Genomic DNA, 21722 nt, shown 5'->3' with positions numbered 1-21722 from the left:
CTCGCTGAGAGGGTCGCCGAAACACCCCAACGTGCTGCGCCCGGCCTCCGCGCTGGGCGAGGATCGCAACAGCGCCATCTCCCAGATGACGCCCCCCTCGCCCTTGCTGCGCCCGGCCTCCGCGCTGGGCGAGGATCGCAACGGGTCATCTCGCTGAGAGGGTCGCCGAAACACCCCAACGTGCTGCGCCCGGCCTCCGCGCTGGGCGAGGATCGCAACTAGGAGAACCACTCCAACCCACTACAGGCTCACTCTCGCTGCGCCCGGCCTCCGCGCTGGGCGAGGATCGCAACTTATCCGCTGAGTTTTCGGCGGCCTATGGCACCGGGTGCTGCGCCCGGCCTCCGCGCTGGGCGAGGATCGCAACAAGTGGCTGGTCGCCGCGGACCTGGCGGTGCCGGCCGCTGCGCCCGGCCTCCGCGCTGGGCGAGGATCGCAACCGGAGGTCAGAGTCGATGTAGCCCAGCAGGGTCAGCAGCTGCGCCCGGCCTCCGCGCTGGGCGAGGATCGCAACCGTGTCGCCTGGCATCGGATTACTAGACGACTCCGCCGCTGCGCCCGGCCTCCGCGCTGGGCGAGGATCGCAACCCGGCGCGTTGCGGGGGTGCCCAGTTGCCCTGCCCGGCTGCGCCCGGCCTCCGCGCTGGGCGAGGATCGCAACGTCTTAGGCGGCCGGTGTGACAACCGGCGTTACGCAACAGCTGCGCCCGGCCTCCGCGCTGGGCGAGGATCGCAACGGGTAGGGCCCTGGGGCGAGTAGCCGGGCGAGGACGTGCTGCGCCCGGCCTCCGCGCTGGGCGAGGATCGCAACACATCGCCTGGGTGATGGAGAGAGACGGTACGGCGCGGCGCTGCGCCCGGCCTCCGCGCTGGGCGAGGATCGCAACGCGGACAAGCGCGGCGGCGCGGGCCTTGAGCGTGCCAGCTGCGCCCGGCCTCCGCGCTGGGCGAGGATCGCAACTGCGCCGGCGGTGTCCCGTCGGTGTCGTACAACGCAGGCTGCGCCCGGCCTCCGCGCTGGGCGAGGATCGCAACAATGTCGGCCGTGGGGGGTGGGACCGGGCTGCGCGGCGGCTGCGCCCGGCCTCCGCGCTGGGCGAGGATCGCAACCTGCGGGGCTTCGGCGTGGTTGCGGCGATGGTGCGGGCGCTGCGCCCGGCCTCCGCGCTGGGCGAGGATCGCAACGACAATGGAGCGGGCTTGGGCCAGGGTTTCCGCGAAGCTGCGCCCGGCCTCCGCGCTGGGCGAGGATCGCAACCCGGGGGACGAGAATCAGCGCGAAGGCGTCAAGAAACTGGGGCTGCGCCCGGCCTCCGCGCTGGGCGAGGATCGCAACCCTTCGAGGGGACGGAGGACACATGAGCAGGCGGGACTGGCTGCGCCCGGCCTCCGCGCTGGGCGAGGATCGCAACCTTGCGTCGGTGTGCATCCGGCCAAAGATCCAGTAGCTGCGCCCGGCCTCCGCGCTGGGCGAGGATCGCAACCACCCGGAGATCCCGGGTACCAGTGACGGGCTGATACCGGCTGCGCCCGGCCTCCGCGCTGGGCGAGGATCGCAACAGGCAGTCGATCGTGCGCCGGAGCGTGCCCTCCACGGCTGCGCCCGGCCTCCGCGCTGGGCGAGGATCGCAACACCTGCTCCAATGACGTGTGCAATCGGCCGCGACGGGCGCTGCGCCCGGCCTCCGCGCTGGGCGAGGATCGCAACAGTACAAAGCGGGCGGTGATTGCGCAGGCCAAGGCCCTGCTGTGCCCGGCCTCCGCGCTGGGCGAGGATCGCAACCTATGTCTCCCGGGGGCATGCCCCATCGCCGTTGAGCTGCGCCCGGCCTCCGCGCTGGGCGCGGATCGCAAACGGCTCGAGTGGGACGGAGATAGGGTGCTCCCTGCAGCTGCGCCCTCGGCGCCAGCGACTGACCACCCCCGACCAGTCCGCCGGAGCTTCGGCGCCGCCTTACCGTGAGGCCGTAGTTCCGGGGGAGGGGTCGGCTTGAGGGTGGGCCGGAGAGAATCCACTCGTTACCTTCTGTGCGTGGACGTTGACGACCTGTTCGCCGGCAGTGGCGGTCTCGCTTCCCTCCTTTCGCCGACCGACTGGGCCGCGATGTGCTCGCTCGGCTCCCGGTGCCGCATGGCTGCCGACTACCCGTTATTCCGACAGGGCGACGAGGGGGAGCACGTTTACGTGATCCTCAGCGGTGCGGTCAAGGTAGTTCGGGGCGAAGCAGCGGGCAAGAGCGCGATCCTGACGATTCGTGGGGCTGGCGACGTCGTCGGCGATCTGGCGGTGATGGATGGTGGCCGCCGCTCCGGCACGGTGTCGACGCTGACCCCCATGGTGGTCCGGGTGGTACCGGGGGCGAGCTTCAAACGGTTCATCGGACGCCCCTCCGTCACCGCCACCTACGCCCGGTATACCGTCAACCGGCTCCGACAGTCGGACGTCCAGCGGACCGAGATCGCTGTCCTTCCGGTACGGCAGCGCCTGGCCCGGGCACTGCTCCGGCTCTATGTGACGGCTGACACCGCCGGCGGCCAACGCGCCTTCGAGCTGCCGCAACAGGACCTGGCAGAGCTGATCGGCGCGTCCCGGAACGCCGTCGTACTCGCGCTCGGGGTTCTTCGCGCCGAAGGCGTGCTGGACACCCACCGCATGCGGGTATCGATCCTCGACGTCGATGCACTGCACCGGCTGGCCGGATGACACTCGTGATTGATAACCACGTCACCTCTGCTGTGCACAGTGGTGGGCAGCGCTACCCGAGTGGGCTGGACACGATTGCCTTCGTCCGACCGCCTGCGAAGGGAACGCGACATGGAGCAGTCATCCCCGTTCGAGCAGTCCCGCCCGCTACCGCCGTACCGCGCGGTGCTGGCGGTCGACGCGAAGGGCTTCACCGACCTGCCCGGCTGTACGCACGAAAACGTCTCCCGCACCATTCATCGGCTCGTCGGGGACGCGATGCGGGATGCGGGGCTGGACGCGGAGTGGTCGAGTCCCGACTTTTACGGCCCAACCGGGGACGGCCTGGCCGTGGGCTTGCCCACCCGGATACTCCCGTATCTCATCGATCCTTTCCCGGCCATGCTTCAGCGTCGTCTGGACGACCACCGGCGCCAACACCGGGGCGAGGAGCCGCTGCGGTTGCGGGTGAGCCTGCACGTAGGTCCCCTGCCGACTGACCCGGCGGCAGTGGGGCAGGGGGGAAACGGGACAGCACGTAACGAGACGCACCGACTGCTGGACTCCGGGGTGGTCAGGAGCGCGCTGGCGGACGCCAAACCGCGCATCACCCTGGTTGCCGTGATCGTCTCGGACCGGGTCTTCCATGACGTGGTCAGTGCCGGTTACTCCGGTCTGCACCCGGACCACTTCGTCGACGTGCAGGCCCGGGTGGAGGGCAAGGCGTTCGCGCAGCGGGCGTGGCTGCACCTACCCACGCCGTCGGGCGCCTGGCCGGCGGGCCGGACGAGCGAAGCGGAAACCGTTTCGGAGTCTCCGTCCCCGTCGGGGCCTGCCCACCAGCCGTCGCGGCAGCCGGTGGGCACCAACTACGGGCAGGTGGTCGGGGGTGGGACAGTGCACGGCGGAATGCACCAGTCCTTCGGCGGCAACCCCCTCGGGAGCCGGTCGTGAGCCCCGAGGAGACCGTGGCTCCCGCCGAGGACGACGGGCTCGAGGAGTACCTTTACCCGGAGGTGGTCAGCGGCAGCAACGTCGGTCAGTTGGTCACCGGCGGCACCGTGAACGGCGGAGTGCACCAGACCTTCGTCGAGAACAAGCTGATCAATGAGGCCATTCGCCGGCACCAGCTGTTGCGGGCTTATGTCGAGCAGGTCGTGCGGTCACTCGCGCCACGCCGCTACCGACTCACCAGCCAGGACCAGGATCTCACGCTCGACCGGGCCGCCGCAGCCCGCCTCGTCGCCGACCAGCCATGGGCGGTGATGCTGGGCCCGGTGAACTCCGGGCTGCGGACCGCCGCGGTCGCGCTGCTGTACGAGTCGAGCCAGGCGGGGCGGCGACTGGAGGAAATTCTGATCGACGAGGAGCGGGGGAGCCCGTTCGGTGCGGCGGAGCTTCCGGTGGAGCGGGGCGTGACGTACCTGTTGTGTCTGCCGTACCAGCGGGAACGGGTGAGTCCTGACCTGGGCCGCCGGTTGCAGGCCCACGCCGCGCACCTGGCGGCCGTGGACGCGAATCTGGTGGTCGTGGCGACCCCGGCCGTCTGGGCCGCCGCCGGCGGCGTCGGGACCGTCGCCATCTTTCAGGTCCCGCCCCCGGACCTGGCGGAGGTGGTCCGTCGCGAGTGCGCGGTGCACGCTGTCGACGCTTCCTCCATCGTCGGGAATCCCACCATAGGCGACTTGCTGACCCGAGCCACGGTGCGGGACGCCATGCGGCTGACCGGGATCATCGTGACCGCCCTCCGCAACTATCCCGAGCAGGACGTGACAAGGCTCGTCGAGGAGGTGTGCGGGGCCTACGGTGACTGGGACGACGTCCTGGCCGACTGGTTCGGCGCAGCCAGGAGTGTCCGGCATCGGCTGTTCCTCGTCGCAGCCGCCCTGCTCGAGGGAGAACCACCGGCAGAGGTACTGGACGCGGTCAACTCGCTCGGGCAGACGCTCGGTGATCTGCCCTCCGCCCGCTCGGACGGGCTCGCGGAAGTAGGACTTCGAGCACTGATGAGCGAGATCAAAGCTGGGGTGGTGGACGGTGGGCTCCGGTTCGAGCGGGCGAACTACGGCGCGGCGGTGCTGACCTTTGTGCATGGTGACCGTTCTGCCTGGTTTCACAGGAAGCTGTGGGAGTGGGCCATGGAACTGCCCCTACGACGGAACGACCATCGGCAGACCCGGTTGGCGGAACGGATAGTCGGGAATCTGGTGACTATCGTGTTGCGGAGCCGAGACACCCGCCCCCTGGTGTGGCTGAATCGCTGGGCCGGACGGCCGAATCTGCGGCCGCACGTGGTGCAGGCCCTGACGGCCACCGCCATCAGCGATGAGGTGGGGGCTGACGTGCGGAGCCTGCTCTATCGCTGGTCGCGTTTGGAGCGCGCGAGTGACCAGTCTCTCTGCACCGTCGCCGAGGTCTGCTCAGGTGAGCTCGCCCGGCTTTATCCCCGGGTGTCGCTGACTCGTCTGAGTCACATTGCCCACCGTGACTCTCTGGTGGTCCGGGAAGCCATCGTGACGGCGGTGGGTCGGCTCTGGGAGATACCCCGGCTCCGCCCTCGGATCGTCGAGGTGGTCACCAACTGGTGCGAAGGTGAACCGGGCGGTCGCACGGAAACGGCCTGGGCGGTGTTCGCGGCGCTCGCCCGTAGTGCCGCTCATCCCGTCTTGGTGACCTGGCATGACGAGTCGTCGCGCAGCGGGCTCGTCGGGGCCGTGGCCCGACTCTTCGACCAGGCCGAGGTCGATCAAGCCCGTACGGAGTTCGGCGAGAGTTTGCTCGATGCGGCGCTCCGGTCCGAGGCTGATCGGAACCGGATTGTTGAGTTACTCGGGGACGTGGTGCGTCGTGGGGACGGCGGAACCCGCCGTCTCGTGCGCCTGGCCAAGCTGACGTTCGCGTGGCAGCCAGTCGATCGCGACGGGACCAGCCCGGATCGGCGTGCCGTGCGTGACCACGTTGTCGAGAGCCTGCACCAGGTCGATCCACTCACCGTAGGAGCATGAGATGCGTAATCTGTTGCGGGGCGTCTCCCGGGAGTGGATGGCCGGGAACGACAAGCACTCTCCCATCCCGTACTTGTCACACGCGTTTCCGGCCACCCTGGCCAGCTCGCTGCCCGGCGCGAACTTTCAGGTGGAGGCGACCGTTGGGTGGCGGGGACGGGAGCCGGAGGCCGAGGCCAAGGTTCGTGCCTTTGCCTGGGACCACCTCGCCCGGTGGGCTGCCTCCCGGCGCGTCACTGATGCGGGCCACCTGGCTGACCTCATCAATGCCAGGGGCGCGGCCGAGATCGCCGTGCCGCAGACCAGTCTGGTCCTCACCCAGCTGCGGGTCCGGATCGCCGTGCCGGCCGAGGCGCTCGCTGTGACCGCCGCCTGGGAGGAGGCCGAACGACGTGCGACCCTGGAAAAGCAGCGTCGCGGAGACGAACTGCGTCAGCTTCGGTGGCTGCGGGACGAGATCTTCGGTAGGCCGGACATAGCGCGGATGTACTGGCATCTCCACCACCCGGCGGATCTTCGGAGCATGGCGGACCCGGTCTTCGATACGATCGCCGCCCAACTCGGCGGTGGTGAGCGGGTGCCTGAGTCCCCGCAGGTCGAGGACGACCCGATCAGTGTGCTTATCGGAAAGTTTGTCGCCGGTCTCAGTGCGGACGAGCGTCGGCACCTGATCGGCCAGCTCGATCGGGTATTCCGTAGCTTCGACCGCACCGACCTCGCCAGCCAGCTGGGGGACCCGAGCGACCGGGTCGGCTCGTGACGGGGGGACTCCGCTCCTCCGGCTTGCAGAGCGAAGCGGGATGGAACGCCCTCCAGCAGCTGCACGAGTCGATTCGGTTCGCCGATGTTAAGGCGGCTGCGGTCCTGGCCGCGGCCGGGCTCCTGGGTGGCAGCCTCTGGTCCGGCCAGGGCTTCCTGACCGGGACGGGTCCGTCCTGGTCGCCGATGCTCCCGGTGTTTTCCGCGGTTGCGGCCGCGACGAGTGCGCTCCTCGCGTTGCACACGCTGATGCCGAGACGACAGGCGGCGGCGTCGGAGCCGCTACACCACTTCGCGTACGTAGCCGAGCGCTACGGACGCAACAGCCAGGGATTCGTTGATGCTTGGTTGGCGACCACCGTGGATGATGAGGCCACCGCCCGGATGCTGGCGGGACACGTCTGGGCGGCGCACCTGGTGGCGAGTCGAAAGTTCGCCTACGTGACGTGGTCGATCCGACTTCTGGTCCTCGGAGTGTTGGCGTGGCTCGTGGCCGGGCTGGTCTGATGAGCCGGGCCGGTGTCGCCGAGATGGTGCCAGGAGGCGTAGGGCACCGGCTCCGACGGCGCCGGACTCACCTCCGTCGGCCGATGGGCGGGGCTCGGAGTCATCGAGGTGTCGCGCACCGACCGGCGGGGTCGAGAAAGTATTGGTCACGGCCAGCGCCGGGCTGCGGGATCCGTCGCAGCCGCCGCTGCTGCCCAACTGGAAAGCCCTGTCGAACATGGCCTATCCCCGCTCACCACCAGCCGGGGGCCCGCAGTCTACGCCGGTCTCGTCGCCGTGCGCGGGCACCGCGGACCGCCGAACGAGCGGGACGGTGGACGACGCCACCGCCGCAGCCCGCCGGCGCCGTTGCCGGAACACCACCAGCGCCAGGACCACCAGGACCACCAGGAGGGCTGTGCCGGTGTTGCCGATGACCGTTTCGATGCGTTCCACGGAGGCGCCGGCCAGCGCGCCGGCAAACACGTACAGCGCCGACCACAGGTAGGCCCCGGCGAGGGAGGCGGGAAGGAAGCGCTGGTACGGCACCTTCGCCATCCCGGCGGTGGCCGGGGTGAGGGTACGGACGATGGGCAGCAGCCGGGTCAGGAACACCGCCCACGCGCCGTAGCGTTGTAGTGCCCCCATCGCGCGGTCCCAGTTCGCGGCACTGATCTGGCGGCCGGGGTAGGTGTCGCGTAGGCGTTGGCCGTAGCGGCGGCCGAGGAGATAGCCGATGTGGTCGCCGGCGGAGTTCGCCACGCCCACGACCAGGAAGAGGCAGATGAGGGCGACCGGGCTGTCCATCGCGGCACCGAGTACCAGGACGACGGTCTCCCCGGGGACGACGATTCCGACGCCCAGCCCCGACTCGGCGGTGCTGAACGCGGCGGCGGCCAGCAGGACCACCGGCGTCGGAAGGCCGGACAGGGTGTCCAAGACGCCGGTGATCCACGACACGGACTTACCTCCAAAGTTGATCGATCCATCGGGTGTGGTCACGTCTCGTGTGCAAAGCGCGAGCGTATCGTTCCAGGTATTTTTTTGGGTGGTACTCGGTTGAAACGGGTGCTACACCCACTCTTTTCTGAGAGAGGACTGGCCGGGTACCGCGGGGCGGGCACGGGCGTAGCTTTCCGCCAGTTGCTCCCGCAACTCCGGAAGGCGCTCGGCCAGCTCGAATGCCTCGATTTCGGCGACCCAGAGCGGCCGTTGCGTGGCGAACGACTCGACCAGGCCGGTCCACATCGATTCCAGTCGGTCCATCAGGTCGGGCTGGGTGCCGTCGTGCAGCACCCGGTCAATCTCGTCGCCCCACTCCTCGAAGGCCTGCATCAGCGCTGCGGTTAGCAGCGCCTCCTTGGAGCCGAAGTGGTAGCCGATCGACGCCAGGTTGGTGTCCGAGGCGGCGACGATGTCGCGGGCGGTGGTGTGCGTGTAGCCGCGCTTGTAGAGGCAGTTCCTGGCCCTACCAGCAGGCGTTTCCGATGACGCCACGGGCGTCCACCCTACTCGGAACCACCCCCTTATTCACCCACCAGATCTATCCGCGTGGATAAAAATCGGGGTAGCTTTCGTTCATGGTTACAGGGCAGGCAAAGGCCGGCCGCCGCGAGTGGAGCGGTCTCGCGGTACTCGTCATGGTGACACTGATCATCAGCATGGATATGACCGTGCTGTCGTACGCGCTGCCGTTCATCACGGCGGACCTTGAGCCGACCAGTAGCCAACTCCTCTGGATCACCGACGTCTACGCTTTTGTGCTGGCCGGCCTGCTGATTCCGATGGGGACGCTGGGGGACCGGATCGGGCGCCGGCGACTGCTGATGATCGGCGCCGCGGTGTTTGGTGTGGCGTCCGTGGCGACGGCCCTCTCCACCAGCCCCGGCATGCTGATCGGCACCCGGGCGGTGATGGGCGCCGCCGGTGCGACGCTCATGCCGTCCACCATGTCGTTGATCCGCAACATGTTCCACGACGAGAACGAGCGACGGGCCGCGATCGGGGTGTGGGCGGCCGGCTTCTCCGCCGGTGGGGTCATCGGCCTGGTTGCCGGCGGCGCGCTGCTCCAGTACTTCTCCTGGGGCGCCGTCTTCGAGATCAACGTGCCGATCATGCTGCTCCTGCTGATCCTGGCGCCGTTGCTGCTGCCCGAGTTCCGCAACGCGGCCGCCGGGCGGCCCGACCTGCTGAGCACAGTACTGGCGTTCGTCGCGGTGCTACCCATGATCTGGGGTGTCAAACAGTTCGCCGAGGACGGCATCGGCTGGCCGCCGGTGGCCGGCGTGGTCGCCGGACTGACCTTCCTGGCCGTCTTCGTGTTGCGGCAGCGGCGCCTCGACGACCCGGTGATCGATGTCCGGCTGTTCCGGGCCCCGCCGTTCAGCGCGGCGGTGGTGATGAATGTGCTCGCCAACTTCGCGCTGGTCGGGTTCATGTTCTTCATCAGCCAGTACCTCCAGTTGGTGCTCGGGCTGCGCCCGTTCACCGCCGGCCTATGGTCACTGCCGGCCGCCGGTGCGGCGGGCATCGGCGCAGCCGTGCTGGCCCCGATGCTCGCCCAGCGCTTCAAGCGCGCCTACGTCGCCGCCGGTGGCCTGCTGGTGGCGACCGCCGGTTGCGTGGTGCTCGCCCAGGTCGGCGACGAGTCGGGCCTGGCCCCCGCGGTGCTCGGCCAGGCGTTGATGGCGGGTGGTGTCGCCATGGTGCTGACGCTGAGCGCGGAGCTGATCGTCTCTACCGCGCCCCCGGAGCGGGCCGGTGCCGCTGCCGGACTCTCCGAGACCGGCAGCCAGTTCGGTGCGGCGCTCGGCGTCGCGATCCTCGGCAGCATCGGCGCGTACGTCTACCGGCGGGAACTCTCCGGCGAAGCACCGGACGGGGTGCCATCGGAGGCATGGGCCGGCGCCCGGGAGACTCTGGGCGGCGCGCTGGTGCAGAGCCGGACGCTCTCCACCACCGCAGCGGACACCCTGGTGACGCTAGCGCGGGCGGCCTTCACCGACGAGTTGCGGGTCGCCGCGATCGTCTCGGCCGGCATCTTGCTGGTGACGGCGCTCCTGGCGGCCGTGCTGTTACGCAACGTGGGTGTGTCGGTGCCCGGGCAGAGCCCGCTCGACGGGTCGAGCGACCCGTGGCCGGAGGGCATCGGCCCGGTTGACCTCGCCTCGCGCCCGCCCACGGTACGCAGAGGCGCTCTGCTGGATGCCGACTCGGCGGTCGCGTCGGCACGGAAGTATCCCGCTCCAGACCTCCCGCTGCGGGGATATCCGCAGCGTCGATCCGTAAGGGGCCAGTGATGACGGCAACCCTCGAGAACGACCCCTGGGTGCGGCGGTTTCATCCGGCGCCGTCCAGCGCGATCCGGCTGGTGGCACTGCCGCATGCTGGTGGTTCGGCCAGTTACCTGTTTCCGGTCTCCAAGGCCCTGTCGCCCACCGTTGACGTGCTGGCGATCCAGTACCCGGGCCGGCAGGACCGCCGGCATGAGCCGGTGCTGGATTCGGTTACCGACCTGGCTGACGGGGTGTTCAACGCGCTGCGGCCGTGGCTGGACCGGCCGCTTGCGCTCTTTGGCCACAGCATGGGTGCGGTGCTCGCCTACGAGGTGGGACTGCGGCTGCAACTGCGGACGAGCCGACCGCCGCTGCGACTGTTCGTCTCCGGTCGTCGGGCCCCGTCCCGGGCTCGTGATGAGCGGTACGTGCACACCCGGGATGATGCCGGGGTGCTGCGGGAGCTGGGCAGGCTGAGCGGCTCGGATCCGCGGGTGTTGGGCGATCCGGACCTGCTGCCGATGATCCTGCCCGCGGTGCGGGGGGACTACAAGGCGGTGGAGACCTACCGGGCTGACCCGGACCAACGGCTGGACGCCCCGATCACCGTGCTCACCGGCGACGCCGACCCGATGACCACCCTGGACGAGGCGCACGACTGGTGTCGGCACACCACCGCTGAGTGCGATGTCCAGGTGTACCCCGGCGGGCACTTCTATCTCAACGACCATGCCAGCGAAGTGATCCGGCTGATCCGCGCCGAGCTGGAGCGGCTGTTGCCCAGCTAGCCGACCGGGTAGCCGGGACGACGGTGGCAGGGTGACGTCCGTAATCGGTGAGCACCGTCGAGCAGCACCTCAACCGGGTCTACCCAGGCGAGCTGGCCCGGTGCGGTCGGTCCGGAGGTGGGCCTAGGCCCACTAATTCGGGTCATTAGCTCCATAGAATGGCGCCTGCTCGATTCATACCGTGAATATGTACCCACGCCGTTCGGCGACTTCTTCTGCGGGGAGCATGAGGTGAACAGGAACAAGGACCGGCGTACCTCGGTTGACGACGCGAACGCTGTGTGGCTGGACGACGTGCGTAAGGCGTACGGGCGTGGCGGGAACCGGGTCGAGGCACTGCGGGGCGTGACGATGAGCTTTTCGCGGGGTAGCTTCACGGCGGTGATGGGGCCCTCGGGCTCTGGTAAGAGCACCTTCCTGCACTGTGCGGCGGGGCTTGACGTGCCCTCGTCCGGCTCGGTGGTGCTGGACGGCAAGGAACTCAACGGGATGGATGAGAACCAGCTCACTCGGCTGCGCCGGGACCGGGTTGGTTTCATTTTTCAGGCGTTCAACCTGATGCCGGCGCTGAACGTCGAGCAGAACGTGGGTTTGCCGTTTCGGCTGGCCGGCCGGCGGCCGGATCGCTCCTCCGTGGTGGAGGTGCTGGGTCGGGTGGGGCTGGCCGAGCGACGCAAGCACCTTCCGAGTGAGCTCTCCGGTGGTCAGCAGCAGCGGGTTGCGATCGCGCGTGCGCTCATCATGCGGCCGGCGGTTATCTTCGCCGACGAGCCGACCGGCGCGCTGGACACTCAGACCAGCAGTGAGGTGCTGCAGTTGCTCCGGGAGACGGCGGCGAGCGGTCAGACGATCATTATGGTGACCCACGATCCGGTCGCCGCCTCCGCTGCGGATCGGGTGTTGTTCCTTGCCGACGGGCAGTTCGTCGGTGAGCTGGAGGACCCGACCGCCGAGGTGGTGGCGGAGCGGATGACGCACCTGACCGCATGGCAGCAGGGCCGCGCGCCGCAGTCCACCGGCCGGGGCGGGTTCAGATGATGCACCTCGCGTGGCGCACCCTGCGCTACCGCAGGCTCGCGTTCATGGCGACCTTCCTCGCGGTCTTCTTCGGCGTGGCGCTGATTGTCGCCAGTGGCGGGTTGATGGAGACCGGCGTTCGGTTGGCGGTCCCGCCGCAGCGGCTCGCGGCGGCAGACGTGGTGGTCAGCGGCAAGCAGACCTATGGCGTGCCCAAGGAGGACCCACAGGACACCAAGAACCTCAAGTCGGTCCCGCTGGCCGAGCGGTACTGGATCGATCCGGCGTTGGTCAGCAAGATCCAGGAGGTGCCCGGGGTCGAACGGGCCATCGCTGAGGCGTCCTTCACCGCCACCGTTGTCCGCGATGGGGCACCGGTGATCGTCGGGTCCGGATCGCTGGGCCACACCTGGGAGTCGGCCGAGCTCGGGCCGTACACCCTGGACGGGAGGCCACCCACCCAGGCTGGTCAGGTTGTCCTGGACCGGAGGGTGGCGCGGCTGGCGCAGGTGGGAGTCGGTGACCGGGTTGACATCGTGGTCGGCGGCGCCACCTCCTCCTTCCAGGTGACCGGCATCGCCGCGCCGCCAGGCGAGCCGAGCCAGTCCGCGCTCTTCTTCTCCGGCGACGACGAGCGGCGGCTCAACCCGCACGCCGGTAGCGCCGACGCGATCGGTGTGCTGGCGAAGCCCGGCGCCGACATGGCGGATCTGCGCGACCGGATCGAACAGACCCTCGCCGACCGTAAGCTGGTGGTCCTCACCGGCGACGACCGCGGGGTGGCCGAGTTCCCCGAGGCGGTCGGCGGGCAGGCGCAGCTCATCCCGCTCGCCGGCGTCTTCGGCGGGATGACGGTCTTCGTGGCGATCTTCGTGATCGCCAGCACTCTGGGCCTGTCAGTGCAGCAGCGGCAGCAGGAAGTCGCCCTGCTGCGCTCCATCGGCGCGACGCCGCGGCAGATCCGCACAATGGTGCGTCGCGAGGCGCTCGTGGTCGCGGTCGGCGCGGCGATCCTCGGCTGCGTCCCGGGGGTGTTCCTGGGTCCGTTGCTCTACCGCCTGGTCTCGGCGGCCGGGGTCATCTCGCCGGTGGTCGAGTTCCACCAGGGCTTCATTCCCTACCTTGCCGCGCCCGCCATCGGGATCTTCGCCGCTCTGGTGGCCGCCTCCGTCGCCGGTCGACGCCCCTCCAAGATCCGCCCGACTGCTGGCATCGCTGAGGCGGCCCTGCAGCGCAAGTGGGTCAGTTGGCCCCGGGTGCTGTTCTCCCTCCTCTTCTTCGCCGGCGGATTCGCGTTGATCCTGGTGACGGCGATCGTGATGGAGGGGCCGGTGGCCTCGGCCACCGCCGGGCCGGCGGTGATGTGCTGGGCGATCTCAATCGCATTGATCAGCCCGGGGCTGACCCGGCTCCTCGCGGCCGTACTGAGCCTGCCGGTGCGGGCGTTCTTCGGGCTCGCCGGCTACCTCGGCACGATCAACGTGCGGACGCGGGCGGTCCGGGTGGCCGCTGCGGTCACCCCGATCATGCTGGCGGTGGCGCTGGCGGTGGCCAACTTCTACCTCCAGACCACCCAGAACGAGGCCGCCGAGCGTTACTACTCCGAGAATCTCCGTGCCGACGTGGTGCTCAGCTCCACCACCGGCGGGTTCCCCGCCGACGCCGTCGAGGCGATCCGCTCCGCGCCGGGCGTCGAGGCGGCGTCGGCGTACGTCACCAGCGCCGGCTGGATCAACAAGCCGTACGACGGGTCGCACGTCGAGTCACCCTGGCCGTTGCAGGGCGTGAGCGGGGCCAGCGCCGCCACCATCACCGGCGTACGGACCAGCGCCGGAAACCTGGGTGACCTCACCGGCGACGCGGTGGCGCTGCCCGAGGTCGCCGGGAAGAACCTCAACATCGGCGTCGGCGACCAGATCACCCTACGGCTCGGCGACCGGTCGGCGGTGGACCTGCGGGTGGTGGCGCTCTACCCGGCCAAGGAGGGCTACGAGACGATCCTGCTCCCCGCCGACCTGCTCGCCGCGCACAGCACCACCGGACTGTCCCGACAGATCCTCGTCACCGCCGAGCCCGGCACCGACCGGGACACGTTGGTGGCTAATCTGTGGGAGGAGGTCGCCGGCAACCCCGGCACCATGATCGAGGGACGCGAGGCGATCACCACCTTCGCCGAACGCACCAAGACCCTGGCGTGGGTCAACTACCTGCTCGTCGCGTTGGTCGCCGGCTACACCTTGATCTCGGTGGCGAACACCCTGATCGTGGCGACCGCCGGTCGCCGCCGGGAACTGGGCATGCAGCGACTCATCGGCGCCACCCGGCGGCAGTCCCTGCTGATGCTTGGCGTGGAGGCGGGCACGATCACCGTCATCGGGGTGGTGCTCGGCACTATCGCCTCCATCGCCACCCTGCTGCCGTTCAGCATCGTGGTGCTGGGGCGACCGGTACCCTCGGGGCCATTCTGGATCTACCTGGCCGTGGTGGCGGGCGCGGCGGTGCTCGCCTTCGCCGCCACCCTGCTGCCCGGACGCCGGGTGATGCTCGCCCGGCCCGCGGAAGCCGCCGTCGCCGTGGAGTAGCGAGCAGCACGACGACCAGTGGTGCCCCGATAGCCCGACCGGGCACCACTGCCTGCAGTTGTCGGCAAGGTCGCCCGAGGCTCGGTCCGGCGCGCCGTCAGGAGACGTCGACGCGGGTGTTGTTGAGGTAGGCCAGCACGGCCAGCACGCGGCGGTTGCTGTCGTCCGCCGGTGCCAGATCGAGCTTCGCGAAGAGGCTGGTCGTGTATTTGGCGACCGCGCCCTGACTGACGACGAGGCGCTGGGCGATGGCCGTGTTGGAGCATCCCTCGGCCATCAGCTCCAATACCTCCCGTTCGCGCGGGGTCAGCATCGACAGCGGTTCCCGGCGGGACCGTACGGCCAGCAGCTGCGAGATCACCTGCGGGTCCATCGCGGTGCCACCGTCGGCGACCCGTCGAATGGCGTCCACGAACTGGTCGCAGTTGAGTACCCGGTCCTTCAGCAGGTAGCCGATGCCGCCGCTGGCGTCGGCGAGTAGCTCCTTGGCGTACAGCTGCTCGACGTGCTGGGAGAGCACCAGGACGGGGAACCCGGGGCAGCGGCGCCGCGCCTCCAGCGCAGCCTGGAGACCCTCGTCGGTGAACGTCGGCGGTAGCCGCACGTCAACCACCGCCACCTCCGGGCGCAGGGTCACCAGCGCATCGAGCAGGGCCGGACCACTGTCAACCGCCGCGACAATTTCGAAGTCGTACGATTCGAGGAGCTGGACCATGCCCTGTCTCAGCAGGAAGAGATCCTCGGCGAGTACAACGCGCACGGCAACTCCAGGGTTGCGATGGTCGGCCCACCTTCGGGACTGCTGAGGACAAACGTTCCATCGAACGTAGCACAACGCCGTTCGATGCCTCGGATGCCGGTGCCGGCGCCGGCGTCCACGCCGCCCTGGCCGTTGTCGACCACCACCGCGCGCAGAGCGCCGTCCTGATGGCGCAGGTCGATACTTGCCCGGTCGGCGTTGGCGTGCTTGACAATATTGGTCAGCAGTTCGGAGATGGCGAAATAGGCGGCGGACTCCGCCGGTGCGGCCAACCGACCGGGCACGTCGGCGGTGACGTCGACATCGATCGGGCTCTCCAACGCGATCGCCTGGACGGCGTCCGCCAGGCCGCGTTCGGCGAGCACCGGCGGGTGGATGCCGCGAATCAGGCAGCGCAACTCCTCCAGCGCGCTGGCGGTAGCGTTGCGGGCATCGACCAGCAGTATCTCCGCGGCATCCGGATTGGTACGCAGCTGGCGGGTGGCCGCGCCGAGCTTCATGCCGATCGCCACCAGCCGTGCCTGCGCGCCGTCATGTAGGTCGCGCTCGATCCGGCGTAGCTCGGTGGCCTGGATGTTGATGACGTCGGACCGGGTCTCCGAGAGGTGCCGCATGCGGGAGGCGGTCAACGCCCGCTCGCTCGGCCCGAGCAGTGCCTTGGCGAAGTGTGCGTGCCCGGCGACCAGCCGCGGGGCCGCGGCCAGCCAGACGACGAACACCGTCAGGCTGACCAGGGCCCCGAGCGCCGCCCGTGGCCAGCTGTCCATCGGGGTGAAGCCGTACCAGAAGTCCACCCCGGACTCCCGTATCAGCATCCAGAACCCGGAGGAGAGCAACAACCCCTCCACCGCATACGCCAGCAGGGTGGCCGGCAGCAGCCCGAGGGCGAAGCCGACCACGACGTTGAGCAGCAGGAATAGTAGGTCACGCCAGCTTGCCGGGTCGGTGAGGATGAGTCGGCAGCGCTGCACCCAGCCGACCACCCCCGGCTCCGACGGCCGCCCGGGAAGGTACGGCGTGGCGATGGCTACCCCGGAGCGGGCGGCGAGTTCCCGGCACAGCCCGGTCAGCCGGCGAACCAGCGGAGTGAGCAGTGGCAGCAGCAGCATCCCGACGCCGAGCAGGATGAACGCCGTGGCGAGGGCGGTGGCGACGAAGAGAACCAGACTGAGTACGGCGGTGGCCACGATCAGCACGCCCCGGCCGGTAGCCCGCAGGGCTCGCGACAGGACCGGCCGGAGGTGCGCGATGGTGATGGCGTCCAAGCCGAGCAAGCGGCGCAGCCAGCGGGGCCCGACGCGTTCCGGATCGCCTGGGCGGAGTTCTGACCCCGGCTCGGCTACCGCGTCGCTGGTCAACTCGCCCATGTAGACGAGTGTCCCACGTGGGGGTGAGACCTGGGCCTGAGTAGTCCGCGCTGGACAGGCCGAGTTCGCCTACCACAGGCCCCGCAGCCCGTCCGGCACGATGGCAGCGGGTTCGTTCGATGACGTCGCGGCCGTCGGCGTCCTGCCGGCGCGGCGCGTAGCCGGCTCTGTGTAGGGCGGCCATCGTGTCGGCCGTGGTGGCTTGGCTGGCCAGCACGGTCGGGGCGAGGAGACGCAGGTTGAGCTCGTCCAGCCGTTTGTCGGCGCAGATCTGCGCCAGCAGCACGGCGTCCTCACTGATCAGCGTGGCGGCCACCGGCGCCACATAACGAGTCAGAAGGACAGGACTGTTTCACGTCTATTCCTCAGGCCACCTGTCGGGGGCGAGGCGGCAGCTACTCCGACGGGGCCCCGATGTCCGCACCAGGCCCTCCTCGTACGCGAGGATGACGAGGTGCACTCGGTTGCGGGCGTCGAGCTTGGCCAGCAGCCGCGTCACGTAGGTCTTGACCGTGGCGGTGCTGATCGACATGTCGGCGGCGATTTCGGCATTGGACAATCCGCGACCGACCAGCGTGAGCAGCTCCCGCTCGCGGTCGGTGATGCCTTCGAGCGACCGCCGCGGCCGGGCGGGCTCCGCGTGCGGGGGTCGCGGGCGCGCGGATTCCCGAAGCGGAGGTCCCCGCCGCGTGGATTCCGGGCGCGTGGATCCCGGGTGCGCGGTATCCGGGCACGCGGGTTCCGGGTGCGCGGTGAAGTCCGCGATCAGACGCCGGGTCACGCTCGGCGCGATCAGGGCGTCACCAGCCGCGACCACCCGTACCGCGGCCAGGATGTCGTCGAGGGCCATGTCCTTGACCAGGAAGCCCGAGGCGCCGGCCCGCAGCGCGCCGTAGACGTAGGCGTCGTCGTCGAACGTGGTCAGCACGACCACGTTTGACCCGCACGGACCCGTGGTGACCAGGCGGGTGGCTTCAATGCCGTCCATGCCGGGCATCCGGATGTCCATCACGACAACGTCGGGGCGCAACTCCTCGGCCAACCGTACGGCCTCCTCGCCGGTGCCCGCCTCGCCCACGACCTCGACGTCGTCGGTCTCGGCGATGACCATCTCGAGCGCGGCCCGGACCAGCGGCTGGTCGTCGGCCAGGACGACCCGGACGCTCACCGGGCCGCCGCCGGAACCGGCAGGCGCGCGACTACCTGGAACCCGCCGTCCGCACGCGGACCGGCCCAGAACTCGCCATGTAGCAACGCCACGCGCTCGCGCAGCCCGGTCAGCCCGAACCCGCTGTCCGCGCCCCGGTGGTGGCCGCGGCCGGCGTCGGTGATCTCGACCGTGACCTCGTCGTCCTTGCGATAGTCGATGATCACCTCGCACGAGGTGGCGTCGGCATGGCGCACCACGTTGGCGATCGATTCTTGCGCGATGCGTAGCGCGGCCAGATCGACCTCGGTCGGCAACCGGCGGCGCTCGCCCTCCCATCGGATGTCCACCTGCACCCCGGCTGCCGTGGTGGCGGCGGCCAGCCGGTCGAGGTCGACCAGTCCGGGGAGCGGGTGCGCCGGGGTGCCTGGCCGGTCCACCTCCTCGTCGGCCTCCCGCAGCGCGCCGAGCACTCGGCGCAGGCTGGACAGGGTCTGCCGTCCGGCGGTTTCGATCTCGGTCAGTGCCTCGCGGGCACGATCCGGCCGGTTGTCGATGACCCGCCGCGCCGCGCCCGCCTGCAGGGCGATGATGCCGATGCTGTGCGCGACCGTGTCGTGCATCTCGCGTGCGATCCGCAGTCGCTCCGCGACGACCTCGCGCCGGACCACTTGGACGCTCATGGCGTCGGCGTGCTCCCGGGAACGCCGCAGCGAGAGGCCGGCCAGCCAGGCGATCACCACCAGCAGCAGGCCCTTGTCGGGGGCTCCGACCTGCGGCAGGGTCGTCGTGACGTGATAGCGCCCGATCTCGAACAGGGTGCGAGCCGGCCAGCCGTCATAGGTCGCCGTGGTCAGACCCAGCGCGCTGTATGAGCGCTGGCCCAGGTAGACGACCAGCACGACCAGTACGCCCAGTACGAAGGCCAGCGCGAACCGGGAGGTGCGGGCCGGACGGGTGACCGTGACGAAGAAGAGCGCGACGCAGACCGGAAGAAGGGCCGACAGGGGTAGTTGGACGCGGGGATCCGTCACATCGGTCGTCGCGAACGAGGCGAGTGTCAGCGCGGCAATCGAGATCAACGGCCGCCGCCGCTCCAGCAGAATGCCGGCCAGGGCGATCGCGGAGCACGCCCCGATGAGCGCCCAATCCGGACCGAAGCCCGACTGCCCGGCCCCGAACCCCAGATCGGCGACCAGAAGGCACCAGGCCAGGCCGATCCACGCGGCCGGGGGTACGCGTTTGGATAACGACAGGGCCGGAATCACGGACATGGGGCGATGCTATCGAGGGGACAGATGCGTCGCGTCCACCCGCGGTCGTACAACCAGAGAGGACACGGAGCCGCTCCCGGGCCTTACTGGTGGGCAATGGTGGTTTCCTCCGCCAGCCGGTTGTACAACTCTGGGTGGCAGCCGGCCACCAGAAACTGTCACCCGTGGACCGATTTGCGGGACACCCCGCGGCGGCACGATCAACACATGATCGAAGTGTGCGAGCTGACGAAGCAGTACGGTAAAAAGCGAGCGGTCAACAATCTCAGCTTCACTGTTCACCCCGGCCAGGTGACCGGCTTCCTCGGCCCCAACGGGGCCGGCAAGACGACCACCCTGCGCATCATCCTGGGCCTGCACCGGGCCACCAGCGGGCAGGCCACCATCGGTGGCCGCGCCTACCGTGACCTGCCGCGCGGCCTGCGCCACGTGGGCGCCCTGATCGACGCCGGGGACGTGCACGGCGGCCGGACGGCCGAGGCCCACCTACGGGCGCTGGCTCGCAGCAACGCGATCCCACGGTCCCGTGTCAACGACGTGCTCGACATCGTCGGCCTTGGGCAGGCGGCGGGCCGGCGGATCGGCGGCTACTCGCTCGGCATGCGCCAGCGGCTTGGCATCGCCACCGCGCTGCTGGGAGACCCGCCGGTGCTGCTGTTCGACGAGCCGCTCAACGGGCTCGACCCGGAGGGCGTGTTGTGGGTGCGGGGCCTGTTCCAGCGGCTGGCCGCCGAGGGGCGCACAGTCCTTGTGTCGAGCCACCTGATGAGTGAGATGGAGCTCACCGCCACCCATTTGATCGTCGTCGGGCGGGGCGAGCTGCTGGCCGCTGAGAGCGTGGACGAGTTCGCAGCGCGTGGCGCTGGCCGGCGGGTCACGGTGCGCACCCCGGACAACGCGCGGCTCACGTCGCTGCTGAGCGCCGAGGGTGCTTCGGTTGAGACCGCGGAGGGTGCGTCGGTTGAGACCGCGGGCGCCTCGTTCACGGTGACGGGGCTTGGCGCGGATCGGATCGCCGAGATCGCCTTCGCGCATCGCATCATGCTCTACGAGCTGGCCGAGCACCCAGCCACGCTCGAGGAGGCGTTTATGGAGTTGACTTCCGGAAGTGTCGAGTATCAGGCCGGGGGAGACCGGTGACCGTGTCACGCGAGGACGCCCTGAAGCCGGAGCTACGGGCGCCGGAACGCAAAGAGCGATTCACCGACCTGCTCGCCTCAGAATGGATCAGGTTGTGGTCGCTGCGGTCCACTCTATGGGCCCTGGCGGCGGTTGTCGTTCCCCATGGGTGCGGCCACGGTCCTGGCGCTCGGTGCCGGTGCGATCGGTGCGATCGCCCTCCTCGGTGAATACACCACCGGCATGATCCGGACGACGTTCACCGCCGTTCCAGCCCGCCGGGCGGTGCTGGCGGCCAAGGCCGTGGTGATCGCGGGGAGCACCGCTGCGTTCGGCGCGGTCGTGGCCGTTGCCTCGTTCGGGCTGACCCAGGGAATCCTGTCCGGCCGGGACTCCGCGGTTGGGTTCGGTGATCCCGCAGCGTTGCGGCTGCTGGCCGCGACGGCCCTCCTGGCCCCGTTGTCCGCCCTGGTCGGAATGGGCATGGCCGCGGTCTTCCGGAACAGCGCGCTGACCATCGTGGCCACCATCACGCTGCTGTTCATGCTGCCGTCGCTGCTCAGCGGCCGGCAGCACTTGGGGGCCACCATCTTGCACATGATGGTGCTTCCGGCCTGGCAGCGCCTGACCTTTGTCGACACCGAGGGCACGCCCTGGCCGTGGACGACCACCGGTGCCTGGTCGGTGCTCGCCACCTGGGCTGCCGTCGCCACCGGGTTGGTCGTGCTGCCCTGGAACCGGCGTGACCTGTAAGCGCGAGAACCGTTTGCTCGTTTATCGAGGCGGTACGCCGGGTGGCGCTCGGTGGTACCACCATGAGTCAAAGGTGATGCCCCGGCGCCTCACCCGGCGCAGGCTGGCGCCTGGCCGGCTCCGATTGGCGCTCTCGACGAATTCCCGGTCCGGTCCGAGGCGGCCCGGACCGGGAGTATCCGCACGTCGTTGCCAGGTCTGGCCAGATCAACGCCGCCCAGCGGTCAGGACTGCTGCGGGCGCGGCCGCTTGATGAACTCGATGACCTCGCCGTTGGGGCCGTAAACGAAGCTGACCTCGAGGGTCATGGCGGTGGCCCCCTTGGTCTCGATCCGCGCGGGCGCCATCAGCGGACGGGCGCCGGCCGCGACGGCTCGCTCGAAGAGTACGGCCGGCTCCTCGGTGCGGATCGCGAAGTGCACCAGGGTGGCGGCGTGCGCCCGCTCCTCGTCGTTCGGACGGGGCTCGGCGTCGAATTCCCGCGCGGAGCCGCCGGGCGGGGTGGAGGCGGCATCGAAGAGCTCGATAACTCGGTCGTCGCCGGCGTCGAGGAAGACGCAGCGGTTGACACCGGCCTCGGGCGCGCTCCACTCGTGCGCGATCCGGAAGCCCAGTGCCTCGGTGTAGAAGCGGACGCTGGCGTCGATGTCGTAGGTACGCAGGGCGATGTGGTCCAGGCCCAGGTTGGAAACGGGGGCGGTCATGCT

Annotated in this window: 17 protein-coding genes, 1 pseudogene and 1 CRISPR repeat array (1 of these 19 cut by a window edge); of the genes and pseudogenes, 11 read left to right on the top strand and 7 right to left on the bottom strand. The window is 69.7% G+C overall.

Annotation, left to right across the window (positions count from 1 at the left end):
• Positions 1 to 1855: a CRISPR direct-repeat array (repeat unit 37 nt; unit sequence GCTGCGCCCGGCCTCCGCGCTGGGCGAGGATCGCAAC) (it extends 634 nt beyond the left edge of the window).
• A gap of 177 nt (positions 1856 to 2032) precedes the next feature.
• The 5 genes from SALPAC2_RS0106785 (at position 2033) to SALPAC2_RS0106765 (ending at position 6954) form a co-directional block, all read left to right on the top strand.
• Positions 2033 to 2704: a Crp/Fnr family transcriptional regulator gene (locus SALPAC2_RS0106785; protein ID WP_018215897.1), complete on the top strand. Its 672-nt coding sequence runs from the start codon at positions 2033 to 2035 to the stop codon at positions 2702 to 2704.
• A gap of 111 nt (positions 2705 to 2815) precedes the next feature.
• Entirely contained in the window at positions 2816 to 3637 is an 822-nt protein-coding gene (locus SALPAC2_RS0106780) for a hypothetical protein (RefSeq protein WP_018215896.1), read from the top strand.
• Complete coding sequence (locus tag SALPAC2_RS0106775; RefSeq protein ID WP_018215895.1) at positions 3634 to 5688, top strand: hypothetical protein; 2055 nt, start codon at positions 3634 to 3636, stop codon at positions 5686 to 5688. Before SALPAC2_RS0106780 ends, SALPAC2_RS0106775 begins: the two co-directional genes overlap by 4 nt.
• A 1-nt stretch (position 5689) precedes the next feature.
• Positions 5690 to 6448 carry a hypothetical protein gene (locus SALPAC2_RS0106770; protein ID WP_018215894.1) on the top strand — a complete coding sequence of 253 codons (759 nt, stop codon included), beginning with the start codon at positions 5690 to 5692 and terminating at the stop codon, positions 6446 to 6448.
• Positions 6445 to 6954, top strand: coding sequence for a Pycsar system effector family protein (locus tag SALPAC2_RS0106765; protein WP_018215893.1), 510 nt, complete (start codon positions 6445 to 6447; stop codon positions 6952 to 6954). Before SALPAC2_RS0106770 ends, SALPAC2_RS0106765 begins: the two co-directional genes overlap by 4 nt.
• Before the next feature lie 222 nt (positions 6955 to 7176).
• Here the strand turns inward: SALPAC2_RS0106765 and SALPAC2_RS0106760 are convergent, their stop codons facing one another.
• Together SALPAC2_RS0106760 and SALPAC2_RS24495 are read right to left on the bottom strand one after the other, a co-directional pair.
• Positions 7177 to 7893 (bottom strand): DedA family protein, encoded by a 717-nt coding sequence (locus SALPAC2_RS0106760; protein WP_018215892.1) that lies wholly within the window; start codon positions 7891 to 7893, stop codon positions 7177 to 7179.
• 147 nt (positions 7894 to 8040) lie between these two features.
• Positions 8041 to 8411 (bottom strand): annotated as a pseudogene (locus tag SALPAC2_RS24495) (TetR/AcrR family transcriptional regulator); the annotation flags it as partial.
• Positions 8412 to 8513: 102 nt separating this feature from the next.
• On the opposite strand from SALPAC2_RS24495, the gene SALPAC2_RS0106750 reads away from it, so the two are divergent.
• From SALPAC2_RS0106750 to SALPAC2_RS0106735, 4 genes are all read left to right on the top strand, one after another.
• The gene (locus SALPAC2_RS0106750) at positions 8514 to 10232 is read left to right on the top strand and encodes an MFS transporter (RefSeq protein WP_018215890.1); all 1719 of its coding nucleotides are present in this window, start codon (positions 8514 to 8516) and stop codon (positions 10230 to 10232) included.
• On the top strand, positions 10232 to 10996 hold the full coding sequence (locus SALPAC2_RS0106745) for a thioesterase II family protein (protein ID WP_018215889.1): 765 nt from the start codon (positions 10232 to 10234) through the stop codon (positions 10994 to 10996). The genes SALPAC2_RS0106750 and SALPAC2_RS0106745 overlap by 1 nt, the downstream gene beginning before the upstream one ends.
• Before the next feature lie 231 nt (positions 10997 to 11227).
• On the top strand, positions 11228 to 12034 hold the full coding sequence (locus SALPAC2_RS0106740) for an ABC transporter ATP-binding protein (protein WP_018215888.1): 807 nt from the start codon (positions 11228 to 11230) through the stop codon (positions 12032 to 12034).
• On the top strand, positions 12031 to 14595 hold the full coding sequence (locus tag SALPAC2_RS0106735; protein ID WP_026184496.1) for an FtsX-like permease family protein: 2565 nt from the start codon (positions 12031 to 12033) through the stop codon (positions 14593 to 14595). Before SALPAC2_RS0106740 ends, SALPAC2_RS0106735 begins: the two co-directional genes overlap by 4 nt.
• A 97-nt stretch (positions 14596 to 14692) precedes the next feature.
• On the opposite strand, the gene SALPAC2_RS0106730 is transcribed toward SALPAC2_RS0106735, so the two are convergent.
• The 4 genes from SALPAC2_RS0106730 to SALPAC2_RS0106715 all read right to left on the bottom strand — a co-directional run bounded on the left by SALPAC2_RS0106730 (position 14693) and on the right by SALPAC2_RS0106715 (position 19143).
• Positions 14693 to 15355: a response regulator gene (locus tag SALPAC2_RS0106730; RefSeq protein ID WP_018215886.1), complete on the bottom strand. Its 663-nt coding sequence runs from the start codon at positions 15353 to 15355 to the stop codon at positions 14693 to 14695.
• A complete protein-coding gene (locus SALPAC2_RS0106725; RefSeq protein WP_018215885.1) occupies positions 15319 to 16722 on the bottom strand; it encodes a sensor histidine kinase in 1404 nt (467 codons plus the stop codon). The genes SALPAC2_RS0106730 and SALPAC2_RS0106725 overlap by 37 nt, the downstream gene beginning before the upstream one ends.
• A 358-nt stretch (positions 16723 to 17080) precedes the next feature.
• Positions 17081 to 17890, bottom strand: coding sequence for a response regulator (locus SALPAC2_RS24490; protein ID WP_018215884.1), 810 nt, complete (start codon positions 17888 to 17890; stop codon positions 17081 to 17083).
• Positions 17887 to 19143, bottom strand: coding sequence for a sensor histidine kinase (locus SALPAC2_RS0106715; RefSeq protein WP_018215883.1), 1257 nt, complete (start codon positions 19141 to 19143; stop codon positions 17887 to 17889). Before SALPAC2_RS0106715 ends, SALPAC2_RS24490 begins: the two co-directional genes overlap by 4 nt.
• Before the next feature lie 96 nt (positions 19144 to 19239).
• On the opposite strand from SALPAC2_RS0106715, the gene SALPAC2_RS0106710 reads away from it, so the two are divergent.
• Both SALPAC2_RS0106710 and SALPAC2_RS24485 read left to right on the top strand, forming a co-directional pair.
• The gene (locus SALPAC2_RS0106710; protein ID WP_018215882.1) at positions 19240 to 20283 is read left to right on the top strand and encodes an ABC transporter ATP-binding protein; all 1044 of its coding nucleotides are present in this window, start codon (positions 19240 to 19242) and stop codon (positions 20281 to 20283) included.
• Between the two features lie 144 nt (positions 20284 to 20427).
• Entirely contained in the window at positions 20428 to 21015 is a 588-nt protein-coding gene (locus SALPAC2_RS24485) for an ABC transporter permease (RefSeq protein WP_018215881.1), read from the top strand.
• Between the two features lie 224 nt (positions 21016 to 21239).
• Here the strand turns inward: SALPAC2_RS24485 and SALPAC2_RS0106700 are convergent, their stop codons facing one another.
• Positions 21240 to 21719 (bottom strand): VOC family protein, encoded by a 480-nt coding sequence (locus SALPAC2_RS0106700; protein ID WP_018215880.1) that lies wholly within the window; start codon positions 21717 to 21719, stop codon positions 21240 to 21242.
• Positions 21720 to 21722: the final 3 nt, after the last annotated feature.

Source organism: Salinispora vitiensis (assembly GCF_000378825.1).
Classification (GTDB): domain Bacteria; phylum Actinomycetota; class Actinomycetes; order Mycobacteriales; family Micromonosporaceae; genus Micromonospora; species Micromonospora vitiensis.
The sequence above is the reverse complement of the archived record's forward strand: the minus strand, read 5'-3'. Positions and strand labels throughout refer to the sequence as shown.

Bases quoted from the DNA above. Each gene is read 5' to 3' on its own strand.
- SALPAC2_RS0106745 (WP_018215889.1), top strand. From the start codon at position 10,232: ATGACGGCAACCCTCGAGAACGACCCCTGGGTGCGGCGGTTTCATCCG.
- SALPAC2_RS0106715 (WP_018215883.1), bottom strand. From the start codon at position 19,143: ATGTCCGTGATTCCGGCCCTGTCGTTATCCAAACGCGTACCCCCGGCC.
- SALPAC2_RS0106735 (WP_026184496.1), top strand. From the start codon at position 12,031: ATGATGCACCTCGCGTGGCGCACCCTGCGCTACCGCAGGCTCGCGTTC.
- SALPAC2_RS0106700 (WP_018215880.1), bottom strand. From the start codon at position 21,719: ATGACCGCCCCCGTTTCCAACCTGGGCCTGGACCACATCGCCCTGCGT.
- SALPAC2_RS0106750 (WP_018215890.1), top strand. From the start codon at position 8,514: ATGGTTACAGGGCAGGCAAAGGCCGGCCGCCGCGAGTGGAGCGGTCTC.
- SALPAC2_RS0106710 (WP_018215882.1), top strand. From the start codon at position 19,240: ATGGTGGTTTCCTCCGCCAGCCGGTTGTACAACTCTGGGTGGCAGCCG.
- SALPAC2_RS0106770 (WP_018215894.1), top strand. From the start codon at position 5,690: ATGCGTAATCTGTTGCGGGGCGTCTCCCGGGAGTGGATGGCCGGGAAC.
- SALPAC2_RS0106725 (WP_018215885.1), bottom strand. From the start codon at position 16,722: ATGGGCGAGTTGACCAGCGACGCGGTAGCCGAGCCGGGGTCAGAACTC.
- SALPAC2_RS24485 (WP_018215881.1), top strand. From the start codon at position 20,428: ATGGGTGCGGCCACGGTCCTGGCGCTCGGTGCCGGTGCGATCGGTGCG.
- SALPAC2_RS0106780 (WP_018215896.1), top strand. From the start codon at position 2,816: ATGGAGCAGTCATCCCCGTTCGAGCAGTCCCGCCCGCTACCGCCGTAC.